This is a genomic window from Capnocytophaga gingivalis (assembly GCF_002302415.1).
GTDB lineage: Bacteria > Bacteroidota > Bacteroidia > Flavobacteriales > Flavobacteriaceae > Capnocytophaga > Capnocytophaga gingivalis.
Map to the genome: position 1 here is coordinate 1414190 of NZ_CP022386.1, position 25877 is coordinate 1440066.

The 25877-nt window shown below is 41.0% G+C and carries 25 protein-coding genes, 2 tRNA genes and 3 rRNA genes; 9 read left to right on the top strand and 21 right to left on the bottom strand.

Annotated features, from left to right (window positions below; translation table 11 throughout):
• Positions 1 to 112: 112 nt before the first annotated feature.
• From CGC50_RS06625 to tssD, 7 genes are all read right to left on the bottom strand, one after another.
• Positions 113 to 676, bottom strand: a complete 564-nt coding sequence (locus CGC50_RS06625) for a hypothetical protein (protein ID WP_095910186.1) — start codon at positions 674 to 676, stop codon at positions 113 to 115.
• A 187-nt stretch (positions 677 to 863) separates the two neighbouring features.
• Positions 864 to 1223: a hypothetical protein gene (locus tag CGC50_RS06630; RefSeq protein WP_095910187.1), complete on the bottom strand. Its 360-nt coding sequence runs from the start codon at positions 1221 to 1223 to the stop codon at positions 864 to 866.
• Positions 1224 to 1238: 15 nt separating this feature from the next.
• Positions 1239 to 1607, bottom strand: coding sequence for a hypothetical protein (locus CGC50_RS06635; protein WP_095910188.1), 369 nt, complete (start codon positions 1605 to 1607; stop codon positions 1239 to 1241).
• 78 nt (positions 1608 to 1685) lie between these two features.
• Positions 1686 to 1883, bottom strand: coding sequence for a hypothetical protein (locus CGC50_RS06640; protein WP_157909433.1), 198 nt, complete (start codon positions 1881 to 1883; stop codon positions 1686 to 1688).
• Between the two features lie 426 nt (positions 1884 to 2309).
• On the bottom strand, positions 2310 to 2771 hold the full coding sequence (locus CGC50_RS06645) for a hypothetical protein (RefSeq protein ID WP_095910190.1): 462 nt from the start codon (positions 2769 to 2771) through the stop codon (positions 2310 to 2312).
• Entirely contained in the window at positions 2768 to 3556 is a 789-nt protein-coding gene (locus CGC50_RS06650; protein ID WP_157909434.1) for a hypothetical protein, read from the bottom strand. Before CGC50_RS06650 ends, CGC50_RS06645 begins: the two co-directional genes overlap by 4 nt.
• 5 nt (positions 3557 to 3561) lie before the next feature.
• Positions 3562 to 4284 carry a type VI secretion system tube protein TssD gene (gene tssD / locus CGC50_RS06655; RefSeq protein WP_095910192.1) on the bottom strand — a complete coding sequence of 241 codons (723 nt, stop codon included), beginning with the start codon at positions 4282 to 4284 and terminating at the stop codon, positions 3562 to 3564.
• Between the two features lie 204 nt (positions 4285 to 4488).
• Between tssD and miaB the strand changes: the two genes are divergently transcribed.
• The 3 genes from miaB to CGC50_RS06670 are packed head-to-tail and all read left to right on the top strand — an operon-like array spanning position 4489 to position 6702.
• The gene (gene miaB, locus CGC50_RS06660; protein ID WP_095910193.1) at positions 4489 to 5934 is read left to right on the top strand and encodes a tRNA (N6-isopentenyl adenosine(37)-C2)-methylthiotransferase MiaB; all 1446 of its coding nucleotides are present in this window, start codon (positions 4489 to 4491) and stop codon (positions 5932 to 5934) included.
• Between the two features lie 11 nt (positions 5935 to 5945).
• Positions 5946 to 6437, top strand: coding sequence for a hypothetical protein (locus tag CGC50_RS06665; protein ID WP_095910194.1), 492 nt, complete (start codon positions 5946 to 5948; stop codon positions 6435 to 6437).
• Positions 6438 to 6492: 55 nt separating this feature from the next.
• Complete coding sequence (locus CGC50_RS06670; protein ID WP_095910195.1) at positions 6493 to 6702, top strand: YgaP family membrane protein; 210 nt, start codon at positions 6493 to 6495, stop codon at positions 6700 to 6702.
• Positions 6703 to 6961: 259 nt separating this feature from the next.
• Here CGC50_RS06670 and sufB read toward each other — a convergent pair whose 3' ends face one another.
• A complete protein-coding gene (gene sufB, locus CGC50_RS06675; RefSeq protein WP_095910196.1) occupies positions 6962 to 8431 on the bottom strand; it encodes a Fe-S cluster assembly protein SufB in 1470 nt (489 codons plus the stop codon).
• Between the two features lie 238 nt (positions 8432 to 8669).
• On the opposite strand from sufB, the gene CGC50_RS06680 reads away from it, so the two are divergent.
• Positions 8670 to 9410, top strand: coding sequence for an MgtC/SapB family protein (locus CGC50_RS06680; protein WP_095910197.1), 741 nt, complete (start codon positions 8670 to 8672; stop codon positions 9408 to 9410).
• A gap of 25 nt (positions 9411 to 9435) precedes the next feature.
• Here CGC50_RS06680 and CGC50_RS06685 read toward each other — a convergent pair whose 3' ends face one another.
• Complete coding sequence (locus CGC50_RS06685) at positions 9436 to 9849, bottom strand: hypothetical protein (RefSeq protein WP_095910198.1); 414 nt, start codon at positions 9847 to 9849, stop codon at positions 9436 to 9438.
• A 143-nt stretch (positions 9850 to 9992) separates the two neighbouring features.
• Positions 9993 to 10175 (bottom strand): hypothetical protein, encoded by a 183-nt coding sequence (locus CGC50_RS13865; protein ID WP_198541674.1) that lies wholly within the window; start codon positions 10173 to 10175, stop codon positions 9993 to 9995.
• Between the two features lie 212 nt (positions 10176 to 10387).
• Here CGC50_RS13865 and CGC50_RS06690 point away from each other — a divergent pair, with 212 nt between their 5' ends.
• Together CGC50_RS06690 and CGC50_RS06695 are read left to right on the top strand one after the other, a co-directional pair.
• On the top strand, positions 10388 to 12565 hold the full coding sequence (locus CGC50_RS06690) for a glutamine synthetase III family protein (protein ID WP_095910199.1): 2178 nt from the start codon (positions 10388 to 10390) through the stop codon (positions 12563 to 12565).
• A gap of 26 nt (positions 12566 to 12591) precedes the next feature.
• Complete coding sequence (locus CGC50_RS06695; RefSeq protein ID WP_095910200.1) at positions 12592 to 13470, top strand: NAD kinase; 879 nt, start codon at positions 12592 to 12594, stop codon at positions 13468 to 13470.
• Here the strand turns inward: CGC50_RS06695 and CGC50_RS06700 are convergent.
• The 4 genes from CGC50_RS06700 to CGC50_RS14080 form a co-directional block, all read right to left on the bottom strand.
• Entirely contained in the window at positions 13467 to 14186 is a 720-nt protein-coding gene (locus CGC50_RS06700) for a 3'-5' exonuclease (RefSeq protein WP_095910201.1), read from the bottom strand. The two genes, CGC50_RS06695 and CGC50_RS06700, sit on opposite strands and share 4 nt — an antisense overlap.
• 4 nt (positions 14187 to 14190) lie before the next feature.
• Positions 14191 to 15504 carry a tryptophan 7-halogenase gene (locus tag CGC50_RS06705; protein ID WP_394363696.1) on the bottom strand — a complete coding sequence of 438 codons (1314 nt, stop codon included), beginning with the start codon at positions 15502 to 15504 and terminating at the stop codon, positions 14191 to 14193.
• A 266-nt stretch (positions 15505 to 15770) separates the two neighbouring features.
• The gene (locus CGC50_RS14075; RefSeq protein ID WP_232781056.1) at positions 15771 to 16163 is read right to left on the bottom strand and encodes a transposase; all 393 of its coding nucleotides are present in this window, start codon (positions 16161 to 16163) and stop codon (positions 15771 to 15773) included.
• Complete coding sequence (locus tag CGC50_RS14080) at positions 16160 to 16441, bottom strand: hypothetical protein (RefSeq protein ID WP_232781057.1); 282 nt, start codon at positions 16439 to 16441, stop codon at positions 16160 to 16162. Before CGC50_RS14080 ends, CGC50_RS14075 begins: the two co-directional genes overlap by 4 nt.
• A gap of 137 nt (positions 16442 to 16578) precedes the next feature.
• Between CGC50_RS14080 and CGC50_RS06715 the strand changes: the two genes are divergently transcribed.
• The 3 genes from CGC50_RS06715 to CGC50_RS06725 all read left to right on the top strand — a co-directional run bounded on the left by CGC50_RS06715 (position 16579) and on the right by CGC50_RS06725 (position 18970).
• On the top strand, positions 16579 to 17436 hold the full coding sequence (locus tag CGC50_RS06715; protein WP_232781058.1) for a hypothetical protein: 858 nt from the start codon (positions 16579 to 16581) through the stop codon (positions 17434 to 17436).
• 161 nt (positions 17437 to 17597) lie between these two features.
• Entirely contained in the window at positions 17598 to 18236 is a 639-nt protein-coding gene (locus CGC50_RS06720) for a hypothetical protein (RefSeq protein ID WP_095910203.1), read from the top strand.
• Positions 18233 to 18970 (top strand): hypothetical protein, encoded by a 738-nt coding sequence (locus CGC50_RS06725; RefSeq protein ID WP_095910204.1) that lies wholly within the window; start codon positions 18233 to 18235, stop codon positions 18968 to 18970. Before CGC50_RS06720 ends, CGC50_RS06725 begins: the two co-directional genes overlap by 4 nt.
• Positions 18971 to 19021: 51 nt before the next feature.
• Here the strand turns inward: CGC50_RS06725 and CGC50_RS06730 are convergent, their stop codons facing one another.
• From CGC50_RS06730 to CGC50_RS06760, 7 genes are all read right to left on the bottom strand, one after another.
• Positions 19022 to 19207 (bottom strand): hypothetical protein, encoded by a 186-nt coding sequence (locus CGC50_RS06730; protein WP_157909435.1) that lies wholly within the window; start codon positions 19205 to 19207, stop codon positions 19022 to 19024.
• A 760-nt stretch (positions 19208 to 19967) separates the two neighbouring features.
• Entirely contained in the window at positions 19968 to 20180 is a 213-nt protein-coding gene (locus CGC50_RS06735; RefSeq protein WP_002665952.1) for a DUF3820 family protein, read from the bottom strand.
• Between the two features lie 75 nt (positions 20181 to 20255).
• A 5S ribosomal RNA gene (rrf, locus tag CGC50_RS06740) occupies positions 20256 to 20364 on the bottom strand.
• Positions 20365 to 20513: 149 nt separating this feature from the next.
• Positions 20514 to 23345, bottom strand: a 23S ribosomal RNA gene (locus tag CGC50_RS06745).
• 182 nt (positions 23346 to 23527) lie between these two features.
• Positions 23528 to 23601 (bottom strand) — tRNA-Ala (locus CGC50_RS06750).
• A gap of 124 nt (positions 23602 to 23725) precedes the next feature.
• Positions 23726 to 23799 (bottom strand) — tRNA-Ile (locus tag CGC50_RS06755).
• A 74-nt stretch (positions 23800 to 23873) separates the two neighbouring features.
• A 16S ribosomal RNA gene (locus tag CGC50_RS06760) occupies positions 23874 to 25387 on the bottom strand.
• The 16S, 23S and 5S rRNA genes sit together here with 2 tRNA genes alongside, the layout of an rRNA operon.
• Between the last annotated feature and the right edge of the window lie 490 nt (positions 25388 to 25877).

The following is a 25877-nucleotide window of genomic DNA, read 5'->3' on the forward strand; positions in this document are numbered from 1 at the left end:
GAAGCTACGGTTCTTTCAATCTCATAATAATTGCTATAATACTTGAATTTAAGAAGTATTAAATCAATATCATCATTCTGCATTATCTTCCACTGCCTTTTGAAAAATAAGGTCAATTACAAACATTTTTTTTGGAAAAAGGAATTATTCCTTTCATATATTTATAAAAAATCCATTCTATATTTTCTCCTTTTATCCGTTGTTTTATATAAAAAGTTCTCTCTATTTGTTCTGACCAAATATTTAATTGACTAATTTTTATCTTTTTTTCTCTACAATCAAAACTATCTGTCGTATAATATATTCTATTAGTAAAAAAATAAGGGAAATATAGGTCAATTTTATATACTTGATAAGTAGAGGTTTCTTTATTTTTCTTATAATACTTTACAAAATTATAATAGGGTTCTTTATTTAAAGATTTTATTCCTCTTTGAAAATGACAAGTATAAAAATGAGTCTCATCTTCAATTACTTTATAGAAACCATTTAAAGAATCAATACTTCCTTTTTGAGCATAATATCTCGTACGATAAGAACCTGTTCTTGGGTCTTGAGTATAGATATCTTGCTCAATAGGAATAATATCGCTTTTATTTATAATAATAGTATCTTGCTGAGCATATAACAAATAATTATAAAAAAATATAAAAAGAAGTAAAATATTATTTTTCATTTTGAATTATAGGTATTAAGTCCTTATCATCATTTTGCATTATCTTCCATTACCATTTGAAAAACATTTCTGTTTTAAGATTAGGATTTCTAATATTATTTTTATATTTTTCATTTATATAATCGTTTACCTTATTTGTCCCTCCCCTTTTCATAAGATTATATTCATTTTAGTTAGCCAATACCCATTATTTTTTCTTTAAAACAATAGTGTCAAGACCAGAAAAGGGCATCCATTTGCTTCTTATTTCACTAAAGTCATAATATCTTATTGTGTCTGTTATATAATATTCTTTCTTAAAGTAGATTTTTTGATGGAATATATAGTCTTCCTCTTTTATCTCAAAATACCCATTTTTATTAGAATAAGCCAAAATCTCATTTTTGAAATTTGAAATTTCTACACTATCTAAAGGGGCTTTTTCTGTATCTAACACCCTCCCATTGATAGTAACTATTTCACATGAATCATCTTCATATATTATAGGCTTACAACAGATAGCTCCTAATGCTATGAATAAACATAATAATTTCCCTCCCTTTTTCATAAGATTATATTCATTTTAGTTAGCCTTTATTTCCTTTTCCAGAACAATAGTATCAAGGCCTGAATAAGGGAACCATTTGCCTCTTATCTGACTAAAAGTATAATAGCTTATTGTGTCTGTTATATAATTAGCTCTTTGAAAAAAAACATCATCCTGAAGAATATACTCTTGTTCATGTATCTCAAAGTACCCTTCCTTATTAGAATAAGTCATAACTTCATTTTTGAAATTTAAGATCTCTACACTATCCAAAGGGATATTTTCCGCATCTAACACCCACCCCTTGATAGTAATTATCTTATATGGATCATCATATATTATAGGCTTACAACAAATAGCTCCTAATGCTATGAATAAACATAATAATTTTCCTCCTCTTTTCATAAGATTATATTCATTTTAGTTAGCCATAATAGTCCTTTTAAATCTTTTTCAGAAAGAATATCTCATATCATAGATAGCTTATTGAGAGAGCGTATCCTCTATTACTTCATATTTATAATTTCCTAACTTTACACTTTTCAAGTCCTCAAAATAAAGAATACCTAAGTTAAAAGTATCCCTATCCATACATTTTTCATATCTTTCCTCGTCCAAATCAAGAATCTTAACTATAGAATCTTTTCTTATAAAAAATTCTCTACAATAGGTCATCTTCATAGAACTTCTTTTATGTGTTATAAGACCTTCTACATAAAAATAACCCTCCTTATCTGTTTGTTTATCTCCTTTTGGGGAATTTTCATACAATAAATAGCGGTTTATATATAGCTGCTCCAGCTATAGGTTTATTATCTTCCTTAGAATACAAATTCCCCTTCATATAAGGAATTGACAAAAATTTCTCCTCATAACAGCTTACCAATAACAATGATGTTATTAAAAATATTATTCTTTTCATTCTACTTTCATTTTAGTTAAGCCTATTAAATGTATCACATCAAACTCAGAAGCTACAGTTCTTTCAATCTCATAATAATTACTATAATACTTCATCAAGTCTATTTCCCCCTTTTTTGGATAGTTTGTCTTGGATTTATCATTCTCATCTTCTATAGTTTCTTGAGTGAGAAGAGTAAAGGTACCTTATTTAACAAAATTCCAATTCTTGTCAAAATACAAAGTAACTATTCTATCATACAAATAATTTTTGCTTCTTACTATATCATACTTCATGCCATTATCTTCTATAATTTTATCTTTTTTCTTAGAAAGTTCATAGTCAAAATCAAACAAAATATAATAATTTTTCCCTTTTATATTAGTTCTTCTATTAGTATGATCAATTCTCATTGAGAATAATATAGTTTGTCTAAGATTTTTTGTAGGAACGATACTAACTTTATAGAATTTTTCTTCATATCCCAAAATGATAAAAATATCCTCTTTGGGAAATTGTTCAATAGCTTTTGATATCATTTCTGTAACATTCCCACTTATAAAATAATATTCCAAAACATTATTCTCTTTTTTTACATTTTTAGAAAAATATTCTGTATTACACGAAAATGATATTGATAATAGTATAATAAGTACAATTCTATTCATCTGCCCACTCTAAAATTTAAACATTCTAAACCTACATTTACTATATTCTCAGCATCACCTTTACCTTTAGTTGTTCCTACTTTTTTCATGATACCTGTTGGAGAAACTCTATAAATATACACTTCAGCATTCTTTTTCCAAAAATTCCAACTATCTAAGACATAAATATATATACCCAAATTAGAGGCTGACTTTTCGTCTTTCTCAGAGGGGCCAAATTTGTTTTTCCTTTCTTTATTTTGGACTAAATTATGAGTATGTACTTGTCCTAAAAGAGCGCCTTTTATATTCTCAACCTCTATCATAGGAGGACTTACTATTTTTTCTCCTTTTTCATTATATTCTTTTATAAATCTATATGACTCTATGATACACTCTCCATCAGTTCCTTCTTTTCCTTTAATAGAAGTAATCTTAAAGGTTTCTCTACTTAAATAAATATAAATTTGTTGTTCTTTATCTCTTGTCAGATGATGAATTTCCTGCATCATATTTTGGATTTGTTCATCATCAACTTCTACCAAATGACTATTTTCTATCAGAAAAGAGTTTTTTTCCTCAGTAGAAAGACTTTTACTTTCTTCCCATTTCATCCCCTCAATTGCTCGTATATCACCATCTTTTTTACCATAATTGACATAGACTTCTGCTGTAAAAGAATCAATGTAAATATCTTCTATAGCATTCTTTTTTGATACGACATTTGGAAACTTTATTTCCATTTGATTTCCTCTACCACTACTAAAACGAACAATAGCTGTATTTGTTTTTTTATTCTGTTCCATAACTTCTATTTTTTAGGTTCAACTGTCTTTAATTTTATACGAGTAGTATTTCCTGTTATGGAGATATCCTTTAGTACATCATTCTCTACTATTTCTCCCTCATATTCATAATCCAATTGTGGATCATTCAGAGCTATGGTAAGGGTTTGATCCAAAGCATTTTCGGTTTCAAGATATAAGTATATTTCCATATCAGGCTCTAATTCCTCTTGATTTATAGGATTCCCTTCTATATCCTTAAAGTAATACCCAACTATTTCAGGTTCGTCATTCGACAACTGTTGAATTTTATCTTTAACCTCCACATAGTCAAACATAATAGCATAATACTCAGAGTTAATAATAAACTTATGGTCATATACACGCTCACGAGCGAAGATTTCAACAGTAGTTATCATACCCTTTTCTTGGTCGTAGTCGACCCTAAAGCTCGTCGCAAGGGCTGTGGTAAGTTCATAATGTAGAAACTCTTGCCCATAAGAGGTATCATCATAAAAGGTAATTGTGCCATTGTACCATTGTCCTTTTTGCCATTGGTAATGATTATTTTTGCCATACATCCAGTCTGCAAAAAAGTCATCTCCTTCTTCAGTCAGAAAAGAAACCTTAAAAAAATGGGCAACAGGAAGACTATTGGGATAACCTTTCTTACTAATGGTTTTACTATAAGAGGTGGTAAGGCTGAGTAGTTTTCTTTGGTGTCCTGCTATGTTAAGTATGCCTATCATAATGAGTGATTTAGTATGCCACAAAGATAATATTTTATTTTCATCTCACAAAATTATTTTACACTGCCCTCTCTGCGTTTATCTTAGACAATTCCTTGAAAAAGAACCCTTAACAATTGTCCCTTAACAATTAACTATTTCCCACCGGTGGTTATCTCGTTTTTTTTCACTACTTTTGCACCCTTATAACAAGGTTTGTTTTTGATGGAAAAAGTAATTGATGAAACCCGCCAAGGGGCGCCGCTCTCTCTGGAGGGGGATGCCAAGAATACTCGTAAGCTCTATATAGAAAGTTATGGCTGCCAGATGAATTTCTCTGACAGCGAGATTGTTGCCTCTATCCTGCACAAGGTGGGCTTCAATACTACGGAAGATCTTCAACAGGCGGATTTGGTACTGATCAACACTTGTTCAGTGCGCGAAAAGGCGGAACAGACCATCCGCAAGCGCCTCGAACAGTTCAATGCCGTAAAGCGTCACAAGCCTGCCATGAAGGTGGGGGTGCTGGGCTGTATGGCCGAGCGCCTCAAGCATCAGTTCTTGGAGGAAGAGCATATCGTAGACCTCGTGGTAGGACCCGATGCGTATAAGGACTTACCTAACCTCTTGCAGGAGGTGGACAATGGCCGCGATGCGGTCAATGTGCTGCTCTCTCGCGACGAGACTTATGCCGACATCTCCCCTATTCGCCTCAATAGCAATGGGGTGACAGCCTTTGTCTCTATCACTCGGGGCTGTGACAATATGTGTACTTTCTGTATCGTTCCTTTCACCCGTGGAAGGGAGCGCAGCCGTGACCCTCACTCTATCATCCACGAGATCGAGGATCTCTGGGCGCGAGGATTCAGGGAGGTTACCCTGCTGGGACAGAATGTCGATAGCTACCTCTGGTATGGGGGCGGACTAAAAAAGGATTTCGAAAAAGCCTCTGATATACAGAAGGTTACTGCGGTCAACTTCGCCAAGCTCCTCGATATGGTCGCAACTCAATTCCCTAAGATGCGTATTCGCTTCTCCACTTCGAATCCTCAGGATATGACCTTGGATGTGATTGATACCATGGCCAAGCATCACAATATCTGTAAGTATATTCACCTGCCGGTACAGAGTGGTAGCAACCGCATCCTCAAGGCGATGAACCGCCTACACACCCGCGAGGAGTACTTCGCTCTGATTGATGGCATCCGTGAGCGTATCCCCGAATGTGCCATCTCTCAGGATATGATCACGGGGTTCCCTACCGAGACGGAGGAAGATCACCAGGATACCCTCTCTCTGATGGAGTATGTCAAGTATGACTTCGGCTTTATGTTTGCCTACTCCGAGCGCCCTGGTACACTCGCCGCTCGCAAGATTGCCGATGATGTCCCCGACGAAGTCAAAAAGCGCCGCCTAACCGAGATCATCGACCTCCAACAAAAACATAGTCTCCTACGTACCCAAGCGCAAGTAGGGAAAACGGTAGAGGTGCTCATTGAGGGAAATTCTAAAAAATCTGACCAAGAATGGATGGGACGCAATACCCAAAATACCGTCGTGGTCTTCCCTAAGGAACACTACAAAGTGGGGGATTTTGTCAATGTAAAAATAACCAACTGTACCTCTACCACCCTCATCGGGGAAGCGGTAGGGTATAGTGAGATGAATTAATATATAATCCTATGGCAACAAAGCTAATACATCCCTATTTCGGCTCTTTAGATACTTCCAAGGTGGAAACTCTGGAGGATGATACGTACGATGTCCTTTGGGAACAAGAAATCCCTTACAAGGACAGTATTGTATGGGTCTCTTTCTGGTTCTCCAAAGGAAATGACCTCTTGAAAGAACGCTTGGATGCTTTTGAATCTTTTATAAAAAAACTACCCCTAAGGGAAGAACAAGCCCGAAAAATCCTTATACAATACCTGAAAGAGCACCCTGACTATTTCAATCACTTTAAGGAAAAAACAAAAAGAACTCCCGATGATATCGAAACTTTCGTAAGCGAATTGGAGCTCGATATGATTGATTTTTGGTATCCCCAAGAAGGAGAAGCCGAGGTAGATATGTACTTCGCTCCTTATTATGATGAGGATATCGAAACCGAGGAAGTCATCGCTGTACAGTTCGCCCTCTCAGGAGAAATCCTTTCTATAGATTGGGATTCATAATTTTTTTATATAAAGTATTTTTTATATCTTTGTCCCATCTATAATTCGTGATTTTATGGAAAGAAATATAGGAAAATTAGACAAACAAGTACGCTTGATTTTCGTACTTGTCAGTGCCATTCTGGGAGTGACTAAGGTCATTACCAACGATACCATTGCCTCTATCTTGGGCATCATCTCTATCGCCTTTATCGTCACCATTCTACTGAACTTCTCCCCTCTCTATAGGCTCTTTGGGATCAATACCTATAAGAATAAGAAGTAGCTCTCCTTCAAGAATCAGAGGATAACCCCTGCTTAGAAAATAAAAAGAAGACTTTTGAAAAATCAATCAAAAGTCTTCTTTTCTATATTCTGGATTCTGGGCAAATCGCAAGTTACGTCTTTGCTGGTGCGAGTCTCATACTCACTTCCATATATTCGCAACTTTAGCTTTATTTTCCATCACATACCCAACTGTGAGCATTCTTCTCTCTTCATTCTTCTCTCTTCATTCTTCACTCTTCATTCTTCACTCTAAAAAACTACCCCACACTGCCTTCCAAGCTAATTTCCAAAAGTTTTTGGGCTTCTACGGCGAACTCCATAGGGAGTTTGTTAAGTACTTCCTTTCCAAAACCATTCACGATGAGGGAAATAGCTTTTTCAGTATCTATTCCTCGTTGATTACAGTAGAAGATTTGGTCTTCTCCTATCTTGGAGGTAGTTGCCTCATGTTCTATCTGAGCAGTAGGGTTCTTTGCTTCTATATAAGGGAAGGTATGCGCCCCACAGTTGTTGCCCATCAGTAGGGAATCACATTGAGAGAAGTTACGCGCATTCTTGGCATTGGGCACTACTTTTACCAAACCTCGATAGCTGTTCTGCGAGCGCCCTGCCGAAATCCCCTTGGAGATAATCGTGGATTTGGTATTGTTGCCCAAGTGAATCATTTTAGTCCCTGTATCGGCTTGTTGGAAGTGGTTGGTCACCGCTATAGAGTAGAATTCTCCTATGGAGTTGTCTCCCTTGAGCACTACAGAAGGATACTTCCAAGTGATAGCAGAACCTGTCTCAACCTGTGTCCAAGAGATTTTCGCATTTTTCTCCGCTAGGGCACGCTTGGTTACAAAGTTATACACCCCTCCTTTTCCATCCTTATCCCCTGGGAACCAGTTTTGTACTGTAGAGTATTTTATCTCTCCTCCTTCCATAGCGATGAGCTCTACCACAGCTGCATGGAGCTGGTTTTCATCACGCTTAGGGGCTGTACATCCCTCCAAATAGGATACATAAGCACCCTCATCTACAATCAGAAGCGTACGCTCGAACTGTCCTGTTCCTGCCTGATTGATACGAAAATAGGTAGAGAGTTCCATCGGACAGCGCACGCCCTTAGGCACATAGCAGAATGACCCATCGGTGAATACGGCTGAGTTCAGCGCCGCATAGAAGTTGTCGGTCTTAGGCACTACGGTTCCTAAGTATTTGCGTACAAGGTCTGGATGTTTCTGGATCGCCTCTGAAATCGCACAGAAGATAATCCCTTTCTCTGCTAAGGTTTTCTGGAAAGTAGTGGCTACCGATACGGAGTCCATCACTACATCCATAGCCACAGCAGGTTTGTCCTCTACTCCGGTAAGGCGCTTTTGTTCCTCAAGGGAGATACCCAACTTCTGGAAAGTCTCCAAAAGCTGTGGATCTACCTCATCCAAGCTGTTGAGTTTTGGCTTCTTCTTGGGGGCTGAGTAGTAAGCTATATCTTGGAAATCTGGTGTTTCAAACTTGATATTTGCCCAATGAGGCGGCTCTGGCATCGCCTGCCATATACGGAAAGCCTCCACTCGCCAGTCGGTCATCCATTGGGGTTCGTTTTTCTTCTTCGAAAGGGCGATGACTACCTCTTCGCTGAGCCCTTTGGGGAACGTATCGGATTCTATATCGGTATAGAACCCATATTTGTACTCACTGTTCTCTAATTCTTCTTTGAGTTCTTCTTCGGTATATTTGGCCATTTTTTTGTTTTTTTAAAATAAAATACTGTATAAAAGATAATTAAGTCTTTTATAGCAACGTCAATAAAAGACTCCAATAACAGAGGGCAAAAATACTACTTTTTTTGCACTTCTTTCATAATAAAAAGTGAAAATATAGGACTAAAATTAGGATTGGATTTAGCCCCACAAAGATAATAATTCTCTTCTTAGCTAACAAATATATTTCGTACTTTTGTGCTTTAAAATCTGGTAGCGTATGAATGAGTTTTTCTCTGGGCTCTCTAACCAACATTTTGTAGGGGAGCTCTCCTTAGGGGTGGTTTTCTTCCGATTGTTCTTAGCGGTAGTCTTTGGCGGACTGGTAGGCTTCGAGCGCGAACGCAAGCGCAAGCCTGCTGGCTTCCGAACCTATATACTTGTGTGCTTTGGGGCGGCTATTGTCTCTATGATTCAGGATCAGTTGCGCATCCATATCATTGATTTTGAGAACACACATAGTGGCTTAGCGGCAGTCATCAAGACCGATCTGGGGCGCTTGGGAGCTCAAGTGATTAGTGGTATTGGGTTCTTAGGTGCGGGGAGCATTATCAAGGAGCGTGGGGAGAGCATTGCGGGGATGACTACCGCCGCCGGCATCTGGGCTACAGGCTGTGTCGGCCTGGGTATCGGTTGGGGATTCTACAATATCGCCCTGGTGGCCATCGTCTTTATGCTCATTATCATGATTGTTCTCAAGACAGTGGAGTCCAAGATTATCAAAAAATCTTTCGTTACTACTCTTGAAATCTCTTATGCTCAAGAGCAAGACCCTACCCAACTACTGGAGACTTGTGCAACACTCTTGCGTAAAAAATCTATTTCCATTACCAAAATCAAAAAGGATCCTGCTCATAACTGCTTTACCCTATCCCTATCCTCTGAAGAGATTTCCAACTTCTCCGAATGGGTGCTCCTGCTATCCGCCCAAGAGGGAATTCTCTCGGTGATGGAAAAATAAAAAACGGGCTTTCGCCCGTCTTATTCTAAAAAAAGTCGTCCAACATAGTGCCGAACTCTGCCTTACACTTATAGAGCAAGGCACGCGAGATGCCTATATTACATTTGTCTCTATCCAAAGCGGTGATCGAGAAGAATTTCCCTAAGGCCGAAATCATTAGCATAAAGGTGATTTTATTGGTCTCTATCAGCACATAGTCCAGCTCCAGCTGCTCGGATGAAAGATTGGTCTTGAGCACCTGATTCACCTGATTGACTATCATTAGGTGATAGGGCGACCCTTCTTCTATAATCTTTGCAGTCTCTTCGTTTGATGAGGCTTTCGAAAGTGTGTTCCCATCGGTGGTGCTAAGAATCCCATAGAAAAGAAATCCTGGCATGTTTCTCTTCATATCCTCACAATGAGCATCTAATAATTGTTGCAGTTCTGCTCCTGTCATATAGTTTTAATTTTTAAAATTGAACACAAAGGTAGTATTTTTTACTGAATCTTATTATTTTTTAACAAATAATTAAGACTAAAAAGTCTATATATCCTCTTTTTCAAAGAGTTCTGTTTTTCACTACTTCATCTGTATTTATTCTAAAAAAAATCGTCCAACATAGTACCGAACTCTGCCTTACATTTATAGAGCAAGGCACGTGAGATACCTATATTACATTTGTCTCTATCAGCTCCAGTTGCTCGGACGAAAGATTGGTCTTGAGCACCTGATTCACCTGATTGACTATCATTAGGTGATAGAAGGCTAAATTTATTAGTCAATATGAAAAAAAATTCCTTCTATAACTTATTGAATTTCTAATACTTACTAACTCCACCTCTTGAAGGGGGTTAGAGGGAGGTTTTGGGAAGCAGCAACTTATAGAACTTTCAAAACTTGAGTCAATAAGAATTAACAATTGTCTCTTGATAATTAATCATTGTTTTTTTGTACTTTTGTCAGCTGAAAACAATATCATTAATCTCGATACCTTATGTTACGATTCGATGCCTTAAGTGAAGTGCGACAAAGGAAACCGCTACCGGTTTCCTCCTGCGAAAGACTCTCTGATCTCTTCGCTCAGAATGTCTTTCATGAGGGCGCCATGCGTGAACGTATGACCCGCGAAGTCTTCGAGAGTGTCATGAACTCCATCCGCCGAGGAACTAAAATCGACCGACATATCGCCGACCAAGTGGCTATGGCAATGCGCGAATGGGCAATCTCCAAGGGGGCTACTCATTATACTCATTGGTTCCAACCGCTCACCGGCGGCACTGCCGAAAAGCACGATGCTTTCTTTGACCCTATATCCTCCCGCGAGGCTATCGAACATTTCTCTGGAAACCTCTTAGTACAACAGGAATCCGATGCTTCGAGCTTCCCCAATGGCGGTATCCGCAATACCTTCGAGGCTCGCGGCTATACTGCTTGGGATCCTTCTTCTCCTCCTTTTGTCTATGAGGATGTCCTTTGTATTCCTACGATCTTTATCGCTTATACCGGTGCCGCTTTGGACAACAAAACTCCCTTGCTCAAGGCGCTCACGGCTATCGACAAAGCGGCCACTCAGGTAGCTCAGCTCTTCGATAAGCACGTAAGCCATGTAACCACTACCTTGGGCTGCGAACAGGAATATTTCTTAATCGACAAAAGCCTTGTCGCCACACGCCCTGACCTGCTTATCACTGGGCGTACGCTCTTGGGACATCAGGCGGCCAAGGGGCAACAGCTCGAGGATCACTATCTCGGGGCTATCCCCTCCCGTGTATTGGCTTATATGAAGGAGCTCGAAAGGGAATGTCTCCTGCTGGGGATTCCTGTGAAAACACGACACAATGAGGTCGCTCCCAACCAGTTCGAGCTCGCTCCTATCTTCTCCGAGGCCAACCGCGCGGTGGATCAAAATGCCCTGCTCATGCACCTGATGCGCAAGGTCGCCGAAAAGCATGACTTTACAGTGCTCTTCCACGAAAAACCTTTCATCGGGGTCAATGGCTCTGGAAAGCATAACAACTGGTCGCTCTCTACCGATACGGGGGTCAATCTACTCTCCCCTGGGAAGACTCCTATGAGCAACCTACAGTTCCTTACTTTCTTCCTCTGTACCATACGTGCTGTACACCGCTACGAGGCTATCCTAAGGGCATCTGTGGCTTCCGCTACCAATGATTACCGCTTGGGAGCCAATGAGGCGCCTCCGGCTATTATCTCTGTCTTTATTGGCGAACAGCTTACCAAGATTCTCCAGACCCTAATTCAGGGTGGGGACAAGGAAATTTCTCAGAAGGAAACCCTCAATGTGATCAACAAAATTCCGGATCTTTTCATCGATACAACCGATAGAAATCGTACCTCGCCTTTTGCCTTTACAGGGAACAAATTCGAGTTCCGCGCCGTAGGTTCCAGTGCTAACTGTGGAAAGCCTATGATGGTGCTCAATACCATTGTCGCCAAGCAGCTTACCGACTTCAAGAAAGAAGTGGATTCTCTGCTGCATTCCTCTGGGAAAAAATCCCTCAAGAAAGAGGAAGCTATTCTAAAAGTATTGCGTAGCTATGCCAAGGCCTCCAAGCCTATCCTCTTCGAAGGGGATGGCTATAGCAAGGCTTGGGAAGAGGAGGCTGCCAAGCGGGGGCTGAGCAATCACAAGACCACACCTCAAGCGCTCAAGGAGAATGTCTCCGAGACTGCTATAGCTCTCTTTGAGGAAATGAAGGTACTGAGCCGTACCGAACTCCTCGCTCGCTATGATATTGATCTGGAGGAATATATCAAAACAGTACAGATCGAAGCACGGGTACTGGGCGACATCGCTCGCAACCATATCATCCCTACGGCTGTACGCTACCAGAATATCCTTATCGAAAATGTACAGGGACTCAAGGATATCTTCGGGGAGGGGTACAGGGAATTGGCTTTCGAGCAGATTGACCTGATCCAGCATATCTCTGAGCATATCAAGGAAATTCACAGTAAGGTGTCTCTTATGGTCGAAATTCGTAAAAAGGTCAATAACCTCCCCTCCGTGGAGGAAAAAGCACTCGCCTACTGCCAGGAGGTGCGCCCGTTCTTTGACCCAATCCGATACCATTGCGACAAGCTCGAACTGATGATCGATGACGAGCTCTGGACACTAACCAAATATCGCGAATTGCTTTTTAATAATTAAAATACTGATAATCAAATTGATACATCGTGAAGATTGCTATATATTCTCAAAAATATAAGGTAGAATACCACCCTCTGCTCTCCTCCATCTTTCAGGAGCTGCGCTCCCATGGGGATACCATCCGTGTAGAGGCGGATCTGCTGCGCCGTTATAGAGAGCAGGCTCCCTTGGAGGGGGTCGAGACTTTCCATTCGGTGGAGGATCTCCCTGCCGATACTTCTCTGATGCTCACCATCGGGGGCGATGGCACCATCCTCTGGGCGATGACCTATATCCAGCACTTACAGATTCCTATCCTCGGAATCAATGCCGGTCGCTTGGGCTTTCTCGCTACGATCTCTCAGGAGGAGATTACGGATATGTTTGCCAAAATTCGCGCGGGTAGGTTCCATACCGATCAGCGTTCTGTCCTACAGATCACTCATACCGACGGACGACCCATCGCTCCTCTGAACTTCGCCCTGAACGAGATTACCGTCATCCGGCAGAACTCCACAGCTATGATCACTGTGGAAGCCTATCTGAATGACCAATACCTCACTTCCTACTGGGCTGATGGACTCATCATCGCTACGCCTACAGGCTCTACGGGCTATTCGCTCAGCTGTGGGGGGCCTGTGATCATGCCGCATTCCAAAACCTTGGCACTCACCCCTATCGCCCCTCACAATCTCAATGCCCGACCTCTGATCATCCCCGATAGTACAGAAATCACCCTCCACGTATCCAACCGTGAAGGGTGTTATCTGGCCACCTACGATGCCCGCTCGGCTATCTTGCCTTGCGAAACCTCGGTGAAAATATCCCTGGCGCCGTTCCATCTCAAAACCATCGAACTTGAAGGAAACGACTTCTTCAAGACGCTCCGCAACAAGCTCCTCTGGGGAGAGGATAAGCGTAACTAAGTAGCATAGTGGATTTCTTTTGGCTCCAGTAGGGGCTCTCCTCGCATACGCAAAAGAATCTGCGCTACCGTGAGAGTATCTTTTTGGCAGTATTGGGCGATGCGCGCTATATCCTGCTCTTGGTAGTAGACAGCCCTAACCTCTGCCCCTGTGATATCGTCCTTAGGTGAGGGAATACCCAGCACATAGGCCAATAGGTTCAGGGAGGTATAGTGCTTATAGTCGCCAAACTTCCATAGGTCTAAGGTATCCAAAAAGCCCAACTCCCATGGCTTCTTGCCAAAGAGCTGTAGCTTCTCGGGAAGAGCAAGCCCCAGTATCAACATCCGCCGCGCGATAAAAGGAAAGTCAAACTCCTTGCCGTTATGCGCCGCCAATAGGTGCTCCCGCCCACTGAAAAACTGGTTCACTAAGTAGGAAAAATCCTCTAAAATATCCCGCTCTTCTCCTACAAACGAGCGCACCCGAAACTGACGTTGCCCATTCTTAACCACAAAATAGCCTACCGAGATACAGACTATCTTGCCGAACTCCGCCCAGATTCCTGCTCTTTCATAATAATCCTCCGCAGGAACTTCCTGACGAATGTAGCGCGTCTTGTCCTCCCACAAGCTCCTCTCCACGGGAGATAGCTCCTCGTAGGAGGGCTGTAGGGGTACCGTCTCTATATCCAAAAAAAGAATATGAGAGAGTTTTAGGCTCAAAAGGGCTTCCATTCCCCTATTCTTCTTGCATGCCTAAACCATTCTCTATAGCATAGGCCATATTCTTTATAATAGTGGCATGTTTCCTGACAAAAACATTGCTCTCATCCCACACATATCCTGCAAGGACAGAACATATCTTTTTCTTCACCTCTTCGTTGCCAGGTTCGTGGAAGAAGAGGGTCTGCAAGTTGCCTGTATACCACTCCCTTACATACGAGGTAAAGACATCTATACCGCGCTTCATGTACTGGGTGTACTCCTTCTCCCAGTCTACCTTTTCTCCAGAGAGCTGGCGCTTTACCAATTTCGCCGCAAGCATTCCCGATTCGGTAGCAAAGGCTACTCCTGAGGAGAACACAGGATCCAAAAACTCTGTACTATTGCCCGTAAGCACATACCCATCCCCGTATAGGCGCTTTACGGCACAGGAATAGCTCTGTATCTTCTGTGGTGGAAAGAGAAAATCTGATTTCTCAAAGCGCCCTCTGTAGAAGTCGGAAGTCTTTATCGCTTGGCGTAGCGCCTCAGCTGTATCGCCTGTTGCGGATAGGCTGTTAATGTAGTGAGTAGGTCCCACCACCCCTACACTGGTATTGCCATTGGAGAATGGAATCACCCAAAGCCATACCTCACGCTCCAATATATCAAAAGAAATAAGTGTTCCTTCTTCTCCTTCTGGACGAACTTTCTCCTCTTTGATATGGGTAAAAATAGCCGAATGATCGTCCAATTTCGAAGGCTCATTCAGATCCAATAAGCGAGGCAATACACGCCCGTAACCGCTGGCATCGATGACAAACTTAGAGCGGATCTGGTAAGTCTCTCCCTTCTTATCCTTCACGGTGGTGAGCTGGTAACCATCGAAGAACTCTACATTAGTCACTTCTGTCTCGAAGGCCAAAGGCACTCCTTGGCGCACCACTTCCTGTGCCAAGACATTGTCAAAATCCGCACGAGGCACCTGCCATGTCCAGTCCCAACCTTTAGAATATTTCTTAGAAAAATCGAACTGACATACTTGCTCGCCACGAATGAAGCGCGCCCCCCATTTTACCTCATATTTCTGTGCTTCCAAGGCTGGGAGGAACCCCGCCTCTTCGAAATGATCCATCACACGAGGAATCAAGCTCTCCCCCACTACCAAGCGTGGAAAGCGTGTCTTCTCCACCACCCTTACGGCTACTCCCTGCTTATGCAAATACGCAGCGGATACACATCCTGAAGGCCCTGCCCCTATGACAAGGACATCTGTTTGTTCTTGTTTCATATAAGTTTTATTTTGTTTCTCAAGGGCAAATGTACAAAAAAAATAGAAACCTACCTCCACCCCTCGAGATTATTTTTAAGGAAACATCCTCTTTGCCAATCGCCCTATGCATCTACATAGTCCTCCCCAGCAACCTCAATCACGACCTATTTCACGACCTAACCAATGATGGATATCCTCCTTTGATAATTCTTCTTTAATTAGTTCAAAAATATTTGATATAGGCGACTGAGTGCTTACTTCCAATTTATTAAAGCTTTGAGTAATTGCTTCTTTTAAATTATTGACAAATAGCAACAAGGAATCATTATTTATTATAAACGTGTTTAAACTTTTTTGAGGAACTTGGATATAAATCCTAATAGGAGCATTCCAATCCAAGTCACGTCAAGATACTCATATCTCATTATCAAACCTTTATATCCGCCAAGCCAACCATTTGCTTGTTCAATTTTAAACCTATTTTTGTACAATTCTTCATCAAAATAAACATCTGGTTGCTCTCCATTTCGGGGATTAGGTTTTATATTTGCTATAATTTCTTTACTTTCTAAAAACTCTCTAAGAGACTTACTATCAAATCCTGCGTCAGCATTGAGAAATAGACCTTTATGCTCTATTCCTGCTTCTTCTAACAAAGCTAAGATTTCTTTTAGTACTTCTTCTATTTCATATAAGTCATTGTGATTTCCAGCTTTAGGACTCCCCATTGCTATCATTTGCCCTTTATTATCACAAAAAAAATGCTATTTGTGATTACGGATTTTTTTCTTGCTTGATAGCCTGTAGATTCTCCTTTTTGCCGACAATGTGTATGACTACCATCCAATTGAACGCAAGACATATCTAACTTTCTTTTCTTCTTCCTTAATAGATTCAACCATACTCGCTGAAAACTACCATCTTTACTCCATTTATTGAAGTAGTAATAAACATTTTGCCAAGAGATTTTTCCTTTTTCAAAATAGCTCTCAATTGGAAGTTCTCTCCATTGCACCCTTGTTTTTAATCTCTTGATAATCAATAAAAATATTGATCTAAATCAAAATTACTTTTAAATCCTCTTTTTCCTACACTTAAAAAGGGAATAATCCAATTATTTATTGTATCTTTGTCCAAAGTTCCTAAATTTTGGTGTTTTTTCTCAAACACAAAATTACTAATTTTCGGGAACTTTTACTTTATTATAAAAAAAAGTTTAAACAGCTTCGTAATACTAAAACAATTAAAACAATAGGCAAAACAGTAAAAAGAGAATTAAAATACGTTTGGTGGAAAAGAAACTATTTCCCCCATATCATCTTAGAACGCCCTCGAGGAAAGAACGAAATGTGTAAAGAAAATGGTATCACAAGAGCAGATGACCAATTTTATATAGTAGATAAATCTTTATATACAGGAAAAATGTATATGTATATAGGGTTATTTTTTCTTATTTTTGCATTTTTCGGGGCTTTTTCAAGAGATGCCTTTGAAATACCGGGTGTTTTTTTTCTTATTCTTTATTTTCTTACGGGTATTCTTTTAATTGTGTATCAATACACTCACCCTCCTAAAAAAATTATATTAGACCGCCTCAACGGGATCATTACCTTCCCTGGGGTATTCTATGGCAAACCTATAACTATGCCCTTTGATAAAGTGTCAGCAGCTTTAAAATTCAACGGAATAGGGGCAGGCGTATCTCTTGGTTTTTCTCATCACAAAATTTTAGCAACCGATATAGATTTAGATTATACACCTATAAAATCTTGGTCTTTCATTGTATGGTATATGGATAAAAACCGCCCTCTACCCCCAGGAAAAGTGTTTGACCCCTATCGCAAAAGAGATTATGAGCGCCGCAAAGCCGAGGGTTTTCCTGAACCACTTTACGAGAGCTGGATCAGCATTTTCGAATATTATGAATATTATGATGAACAATTCCGAGTCCGTAAGGAACAGGAAGAAAGACAAAAGAGAAGAAATAAGCGTAACAACAAGTATAAATAAACACTTATATCCTTGCCAATTACCTAATAGATGACGAGTTTGAACGCTATTTCAAAAATAGCTGGTTGAGAAGCGATAGTGATGTGAAGCTATACCAAAAGGCTTTAGATACCCCTTCGTGGTACTACCTCCACCAAGTTTACAGAAATCGCAACCTATTGATGAACAGCAAAAATAAAAAATTGATTAAACCTTGGCAAAGAAACATACACTTGTGTTATCAATCTTTCTTAAACTTGTTCAACAAAAGTGATTTAAAAGTAATAGGAATTTCCCGTAATATGGATTCTTTATTTGATAATAATAATAATAGCATTTATTGCTGTACGGGAGGGGTTGATGAAGTGGATATTGTAGCCTTTCCCGAGTTTAGCGATAGTTTAAAGGATGTAGACCAATTCGATTACAGAATCTTTGTGCAGAACGCTGTAACAAAAAGCATTGAAGAAGTTCCAAAAGGAGCCATAAGCACACCTATATTAACCACAGAAAATGGGAAGTGGTGTATAAAGGTAGATATTTGTATTTCTCAGTGGCGGAGATACAAATATGGAACTGCTATGGGGGTAAAATTTATAATTGCTTATAAATTACAACTCAACCAAGAGGATTTCCCGTATACTTACGCAGGCGACCCTAAATATTTTATAGTGTCTGTACCTCTACATCTAAATTATAGAGAATATGGATCAAACAACTATAAACCAAGTGTTTATTACTCTTATGAATTTACGGCACCTTTAAAAAAAGAAACTGTAGGCACAATAAACCAACTCATAAATGGTAAATTAAAACTATGAAAAGAGAATTAAAATACGTTTGGTGGAAAAGAAACTATTTCCCCCATATCATCTTAGAACGCCCTCGAGAAATAAATGAAATGTGTAAAGAAAATGGTATCACAAGAGCAGATGACCAATTTTATATAGAGGATGAATCCATATACATAGGGAAAATGTATATTTATTTAGGAGTAGTCTTTCTTGTTTTTACATCTTTCGGGGCTTTTTCAAGAGATGCCTTTGAAATACCCGGTGTTTTTGTTCTTGTTATTTTTTTTCTTACGGGTATCCTTTATATTGTCTATCATTACACTCATCCTCCTAAAAAAATTATATTAGACCGCCTCAACGGGATCATTACCTTCCCTGGTATATTCTATGGCAAACCTATAACGATGCCCTTTGATAAAGTATTACCGTTTTTAAAATTCAACGGAATAGGGGCAAGCGTATCTCTTGGTTTTTGTCATCACAAAATTTTAGCAACCAGTATTCGTATAGATAATACTCCTAAAAGTTCTTGGTCTTTCATCGTATGGTATATGGATAAAAACCGCCCTCTACCCCCAGGAAAAGTATTCGACCCCTATCGTAAAAGAGATTATGAGCGCCGCAAAGCCGAGGGGTTTCTTAAACCGCTTTACGAGAGCTGGATCAGCATTTTCGAATATTATGATGAACAATTCCAAGCCCGTAAGGAACAGGAAGAAAGACAAAAGAGAAGAAATAAGCGTAACAACAAGTATAAATAAACACTTATATCCTTGCCAATTACTGGAGAGATGACGAGTTTGAACGCTATTTCAAAAACAGCTGGTTGAGAAGCGATAGTAACGCAAACCTATACCAATTCGTTCAGCCATTGAAAAAGCAAAAAGCGCCCTCTCTCTATCATCTAAAGATTCTATTCTTTGATATATTATTACATTATCCATATTTACACCCTTTTTGCCTATTTTTATTTTCTCACCTCTTATTTCTGCCTCCATTGGCACTTTTCATATCGCTTATACCACACGCCTCGCTCCAAAAAATCCCTCTATGGAGTAGTGTTTCGATGTTTTGGCAATTACTAATTTAAGTTTCGCAGGTCATTTTTAGGCTATAATTATATTTGTAATTAGTTAATAATCAATATTTTACAAAATAAACCTCCCCTCACATACTCCGTTCCATGTATTCACGGACTATCCCCTCCGAGAGGGGAAAGCCAGCGAGTGCTCACAGCTGGGTATGTGGGATGCGTTGAAAAAGATAAAAATTGTCTATCAATCTGGAAAATGTCCCCTCTCTAACTTCTTGAGAATCATAAACTATCTCATTCCCCCTTTGGAGGAAGTCGCGAGAGCGAGTATGTGAAGAGGGGGGGGGAGTTTTTGAAAATCAATAAATTATACAATTTACGAAACTTAAATTATTAAATCAACAACATCCTGATAATTTAAAAAAGTAGCATTCTTAAAATTACTATACAAAAAAGAATCTCGCAAAGAATGTTTCTTTATATCATTATTAAAAATAGTTTGAGCCCCACAAAAGTACAACTTTTATACCTGTTTGTCAAGTGTTTTATCACTTTCTTTCCCAAACCTCCTTAGAAAACAACCCGAAAATTGCTATTCTATCATCCTACATAAGAGGATTATATGAGTTATTGTATTTAACAGCAAAAGAAGTTGTATTTTTGTGATTATTTTCAAGAGAAGTAACTTTGCTTGATTTTATAAAAAGAAGAAAAATAAAAGCCTTTTATAGCTTTTTGAGTGTATCGATAATTTCTTGGAGACCATTGGTTTTAATTTCGAAGGTAGTGGCCAAGAGCATTCCGAGCTTTCCCTTAGGGAAGCCCTGAGAGGCAAACCATTCTAAGTAGTACAGAGGCAAATCCGCAATCATCGTGCCCTTATACTTGCCATAAGGCATAGGAGTAGTGATTATTTCTCGAAGAATTTCGTGGTTCATAATGGTTAATATTCAATGGTTAATGATTAATAGAAAAAAACCGAACTATTCTTATGAATAATTCGGTTTTTGATAAGAAGGCGGCGACATACTCTCCCACAAAATGCAGTACCATCTGCGCTAAAAGGTTTAACTTCTCTGTTCGGAATGGTAAGAGGTGAGACCTTTCGCTATAACCACCTTAAATTTTTATATAATGATTAATGAGTAATATTTGATCATTAATAATTAATTATTGACTACATTGGATAAGACACCAAAACAATGTTTATTTTGATAATGATTAATGTTTAATGCAATGATTGATCATTAATCATTAAAAAAGAATTTTTGTACAATAAGTCTTCGGGTTATTAGTATTACTTGGCTTTGATGTTACCACCTTTACACCTGTAACCTATCAACGTGGTCATCTCCCACGACCCTCAAAAGAAATCTCATCTTGTGGTGGGTTTCGTACTTATATGCTTTCAGCACTTATCCCTTCCTAACATAGCTACTGAGCTGTACCCTTAGGCAGAATAACTCATACACCAGCGGTTAGTCCAACTCGGTCCTCTCGTACTAGAGTCAGCTCCACGCAAATTTCTAACGCCCACAGTAGATAGAGACCGAACTGTCTCACGACGTTCTGAACCCAGCTCGCGTGCCACTTTAATGGGCGAACAGCCCAACCCTTGGAACCTTCTCCAGCCCCAGGATGTGACGAGCCGACATCGAGGTGCCAAACCCCCCCGTCGATGTGAGCTCTTGGGGGAGATCAGCCTGTTATCCCCGGCGTACCTTTTATCCTTTGAGCGATGGCCCTTCCATACGGAACCACCGGATCACTATGCTCTACTTTCGTACCTGATCGACTTGTAGGTCTCTCAGTCAAGCTCCCTTTTGCCATTGCACTCTACGCACGGTTACCAAGCGTGCTGAGGGAACCTTTAGAAGCCTCCGTTACTCTTTTGGAGGCGACCACCCCAGTCAAACTACCCTCCACGAATTGTCCTCTCCCTACAGGAGAGTTAGGCCTCAGATAAGCAAAGGGTGGTATTTCAACAACGACTCCTGAAGCACCGGAATGCCCCATTCATAGTCTCCCACCTATCCTACGCATCACTTATCCAAGGTCAATACGAAGATGTAGTAAAGGTGCACAGGGTCTCTTCGTCCCACTGCGGGTAATCGGCATCTTCACCGATACTACAATTTCACCGAGCTCATGGCCGAGACAGTGTCCAAATCGTTACACCATTCGTGCAGGTCGGAACTTACCCGACAAGGAATTTCGCTACCTTAGGACCGTTATAGTTACGGCCGCCGTTTACTGGGGCTTCAATTCAGACCTTCGCTTACGCTAAGCCCTCCTCTTAACCTTCCAGCACCGGGCAGGTGTCAGACCCTATACCTCATCTTTCGATTTTGCAGAGTCCTGTGTTTTTGATAAACAGTCGCTTGGACCTTTTCACTGCGGCCTATCTTACGATAGGCGACCTTTCTCCCGAAGTTACAGGTCTATTTTGCCTAGTTCCTTAGCCATGAATCTCTCGAGCGCCTTAGAATTCTCTTCCCAATCACCTGTGTCGGTTTACGGTACGGGTAGTATCTCTCGCTTTTCTTGGAAACGTTGTCTACGCATTATCACCTCGACCGTAGCCTAAGTGTACTATCAAAGCCATAACAGCTCCTTCAACGCAACTCCGTCTGTGCGCAGCGTATATCTCATTCCGTCGCTTTTATTGAAATACTAGTACTGGAATATTAACCAGTTGTACATCCACTTCCCCTGAAAGGGTACGCGTTAGTCCCCGACTAACCCTCAGCTGATTAGCATAGCTGAGGAAACCTTGATCTTTCGGCGGGCAGGTTTCTCACCTGCCTTATCGTTACTTATGCCTACATTTTCTTTTCTATCAAGCTCCACTATGGCTCACGCCTTTAGCTTCAACGCCTATAGAATGCTCCCCTACCGGTATCTCTACCCCATAGCTTCGGTAATATGCTTATGCCCGTTTATTCTCCATGCCGAACCGCTCGACTAGTGAGCTGTTACGCACTCTTTAAATGTATGGCTGCTTCCAAGCCAACATCCTAGCTGTCCATGCAGTTCAACCGCGTTTTTTCAACTTAGCATATATTTGGGGACCTTAGCTGATGGTCCGGGTTCTTTCCCTCTCGGACTTGGACCTTAGCACCCAAGCCCTCACTGCTGTAAAACATTTAATAGCATTCGGAGTTTGTCAGGAATTGGTAGGCGGTGAAACCCCCGCATCCAATCAGTAGCTCTACCTCTATTAAACTTTATTACAACGCTGCACCTAAATGCATTTCGGGGAGTACGAGCTATTTCCCAGTTTGATTGGCCTTTCACCCCTACCCTCAGGTCATCCGAAGTCTTTTCAACGACAACCAGTTCGGTCCTCCACACTGTGTTACCAGTGCTTCAACCTGCCCAAGGGTAGATCACCAGGTTTCGCGTCTACTCCTACTGACTTAAGCGCCCTATTCAGACTCGCTTTCGCTTCGAATGCGCACCTTAAGTGCTTATCCTTGCCAGTAACAGTAACTCGTAGGCTCATTATGCAAAAGGCACGCCGTCACGGCTCTCGCCGCTCCGACCGCTTGTAAGCGTATGGTTTCAGGGTCTCTTTCACTCCGTTATTCACGGTGCTTTTCACCTTTCCCTCACGGTACTAGTCCACTATCGGTCTCTCAGGAGTATTTAGCCTTACCAGATGGTCCTGGCAGTTTCAGACAGGGTTCCACGTGCCCCGCCCTACTCAGGATACTGCTATCACTTATTTATCTTACCTATACGGGACTATCACCCTCTATGGTCACACTTTTCCAAGGTGTTCTAATTCGATAAACAGCAAATATCGCAGTCCTACAACCCCTGCATTGCCGAAACAATACAGGTTTGGGCTCCTCCCATTTCGCTCGCCACTACTCTGGGAATCACTTTTGTTTTCTTCTCCTCCGCCTACTTAGATGTTTCAGTTCAGCGGGTTTGCTCATCTTGCGATGTAGTATACCTTCAGTATACTGGGTTGCCCCATTCGGATATTTGCGGATCATCTCGTATGTGCCAATTCCCGCAACTTTTCGCAGCTTATCACGTCCTTCTTCGCCTCTGAGAGCCTAGGCATCCCCCATACGCCCTTACATAACTTATTTGTACTCGTATGTAGTAGTTTTGAGTTCTTAGTTTTTAGTCTTGAGTTATAACAACTCAAAATCTAAAACTCAAAATCCAAAACTTACCTATTAATTCTTGTATCTACTTGTTTTAATTTTTGATATCTTATCCAATATGTCAATGAACTTGTTCTAAAATGCTTCTTATGGCATTCTTTCTGTGGAGAATAAGGGATTCGAACCCTTGACCCCCTGCGTGCAAGGCAGGTGCTCTAGCCAGCTGAGCTAATTCCCCAAGTTATTTTTGAGTTTTGAGTCTTGAATTTTGAGTCCCTATATTGAGTCAGATTTTCCTAACTCAAAACTAAAAACCCAAAACTAAAAACTTCTTCAGCTTCTAGAATTTCCTTTCAGCTTTGTAGTCCCAGGCAGACTCGAACTGCCGACCTCTACATTATCAGTGTAGCGCTCTAACCAGCTGAGCTATGAGACTGCTTATCTTTTATATTTCTTAATAACACAACACAGATCTAAACTAAGCTGACCCTCAACTAGTCATTTCTCTAGAAAGGAGGTGTTCCAGCCACACCTTCCGGTACGGCTACCTTGTTACGACTTAGCCCCAGTCACTGGTTTTACCCTAGGCAGCTCCTTGCGGTGACCGACTTCAGGTACTCCCAGCTTCCATGGCTTGACGGGCGGTGTGTACAAGGCCCGGGAACGTATTCACCGGATCATGGCTGATATCCGATTACTAGCGATTCCAGCTTCACGGAGTCGAGTTGCAGACTCCGATCCGAACTGTGACCGTCTTTATAGATTCGCTCCTGCTCGCGCAGTGGCTGCTCTCTGTAACGACCATTGTAGCACGTGTGTAGCCCAAGATGTAAGGGCCGTGATGATTTGACGTCATCCCCACCTTCCTCACGGTTTACACCGGCAGTCTTGCTAGAGTCCCCAACTTTACTTGCTGGTAACTAACAATAGGGGTTGCGCTCGTTATAGGACTTAACCTGACACCTCACGGCACGAGCTGACGACAACCATGCAGCACCTTGAAAACTGTCCGAAGAAGGGCGTATCTCTACACCTGTCAGTCTCCATTTAAACCTTGGTAAGGTTCCTCGCGTATCATCGAATTAAACCACATGCTCCACCGCTTGTGCGGGCCCCCGTCAATTCCTTTGAGTTTCACACTTGCGTGCGTACTCCCCAGGTGGGATACTTATCACTTTCGCTTAGCCACTCAGCTTGCGCCAAACAGCTAGTATCCATCGTTTACAGCGTGGACTACCAGGGTATCTAATCCTGTTCGCTCCCCACGCTTTCGTCTCTCAGCGTCAATTGTCTGTTAGTCCCCTGCCTTCGCAATCGGTGTTCTGTGTAATATCTAAGCATTTCACCGCTACACTACACATTCCAAGAACTTCACAGATATTCAAGACTACCAGTATCAAAGGCAATTTCTCAGTTAAGCTGAAACCTTTCACCCCTGACTTAATAGCCCGCCTACAGACCCTTTAAACCCAATGATTCCGAATAACGCTCGCATCCTCCGTATTACCGCGGCTGCTGGCACGGAGTTAGCCGATGCTTATTCATATGGTACCGTCATCAACGTACACGTACGCCTTATTCTTCCCATATAAAAGCAGTTTACAACCCATAAGGCATTCTTCCTGCACGCGGCATGGCTGGTTCAGTCTTCCGACCATTGACCAATATTCCTCACTGCTGCCTCCCGTAGGAGTCTGGTCCCTGTCTCAGTACCAGTGTGGGGGATCTCCCTCTCAGGACCCCTACCTATCGTAGCCTTGGGGTGCCGTTACCACTCCAACTAGCTAATAGGACGCATGCCCATCTTTCACCACCTCAGTTTTAATTATCAAATGATGCCATCCAATAATATTATGGGGTATTAATCCAAATTTCTTCGGGCTATCCCCCTGTGAAAGGTAGGTTGCATACGCGTTACGCACCCGTGCGCCGGTTTCTGCCCCCGAAAGGGCTTCTCCCTCGACTTGCATGTGTTAGGCCTGCCGCTAGCGTTCATCCTGAGCCAGGATCAAACTCTTCATCGTTAAATCTTTAAATCTCTTTTGACTCGTATAAAGCCCGCTTAGTCTAAATCTTTCTGTGCTGTATTATCAATATTTCTTAATGAACTTCTCGCTCTTTTGGCGGGTGCAAAGGTATAACCTTTTTTCCTTTCTACCAAATATTTTTTAAAATATTTTTTTCAGCTTCATTTATCACCCTCATCTTTTTTGCGGGTGCAAAGGTACAACCTTTTTTCCATTCCACCAAATCTTTTTTAAAAAAATTTTTTCGTCTTTTCAATGAGCTACGCTCCCTTATCGAAAGCGGGTGCAAAAGTACAACAAGTTTTTTAATTGACAAAATGTTTTTTGAAATATTTTTTGATTGTTTTTTTAAGTGATTGAAAGTCAGAAATATTAAAAATGCTTTCTGATAGGAATGATGTGTGAATTAGGAGTGAAATTGAGGAATTATCTGGTTAAAAACCCCACCTTCTTAGGGGAAAGGGCGGGGTTGTACATGGAAAATTTA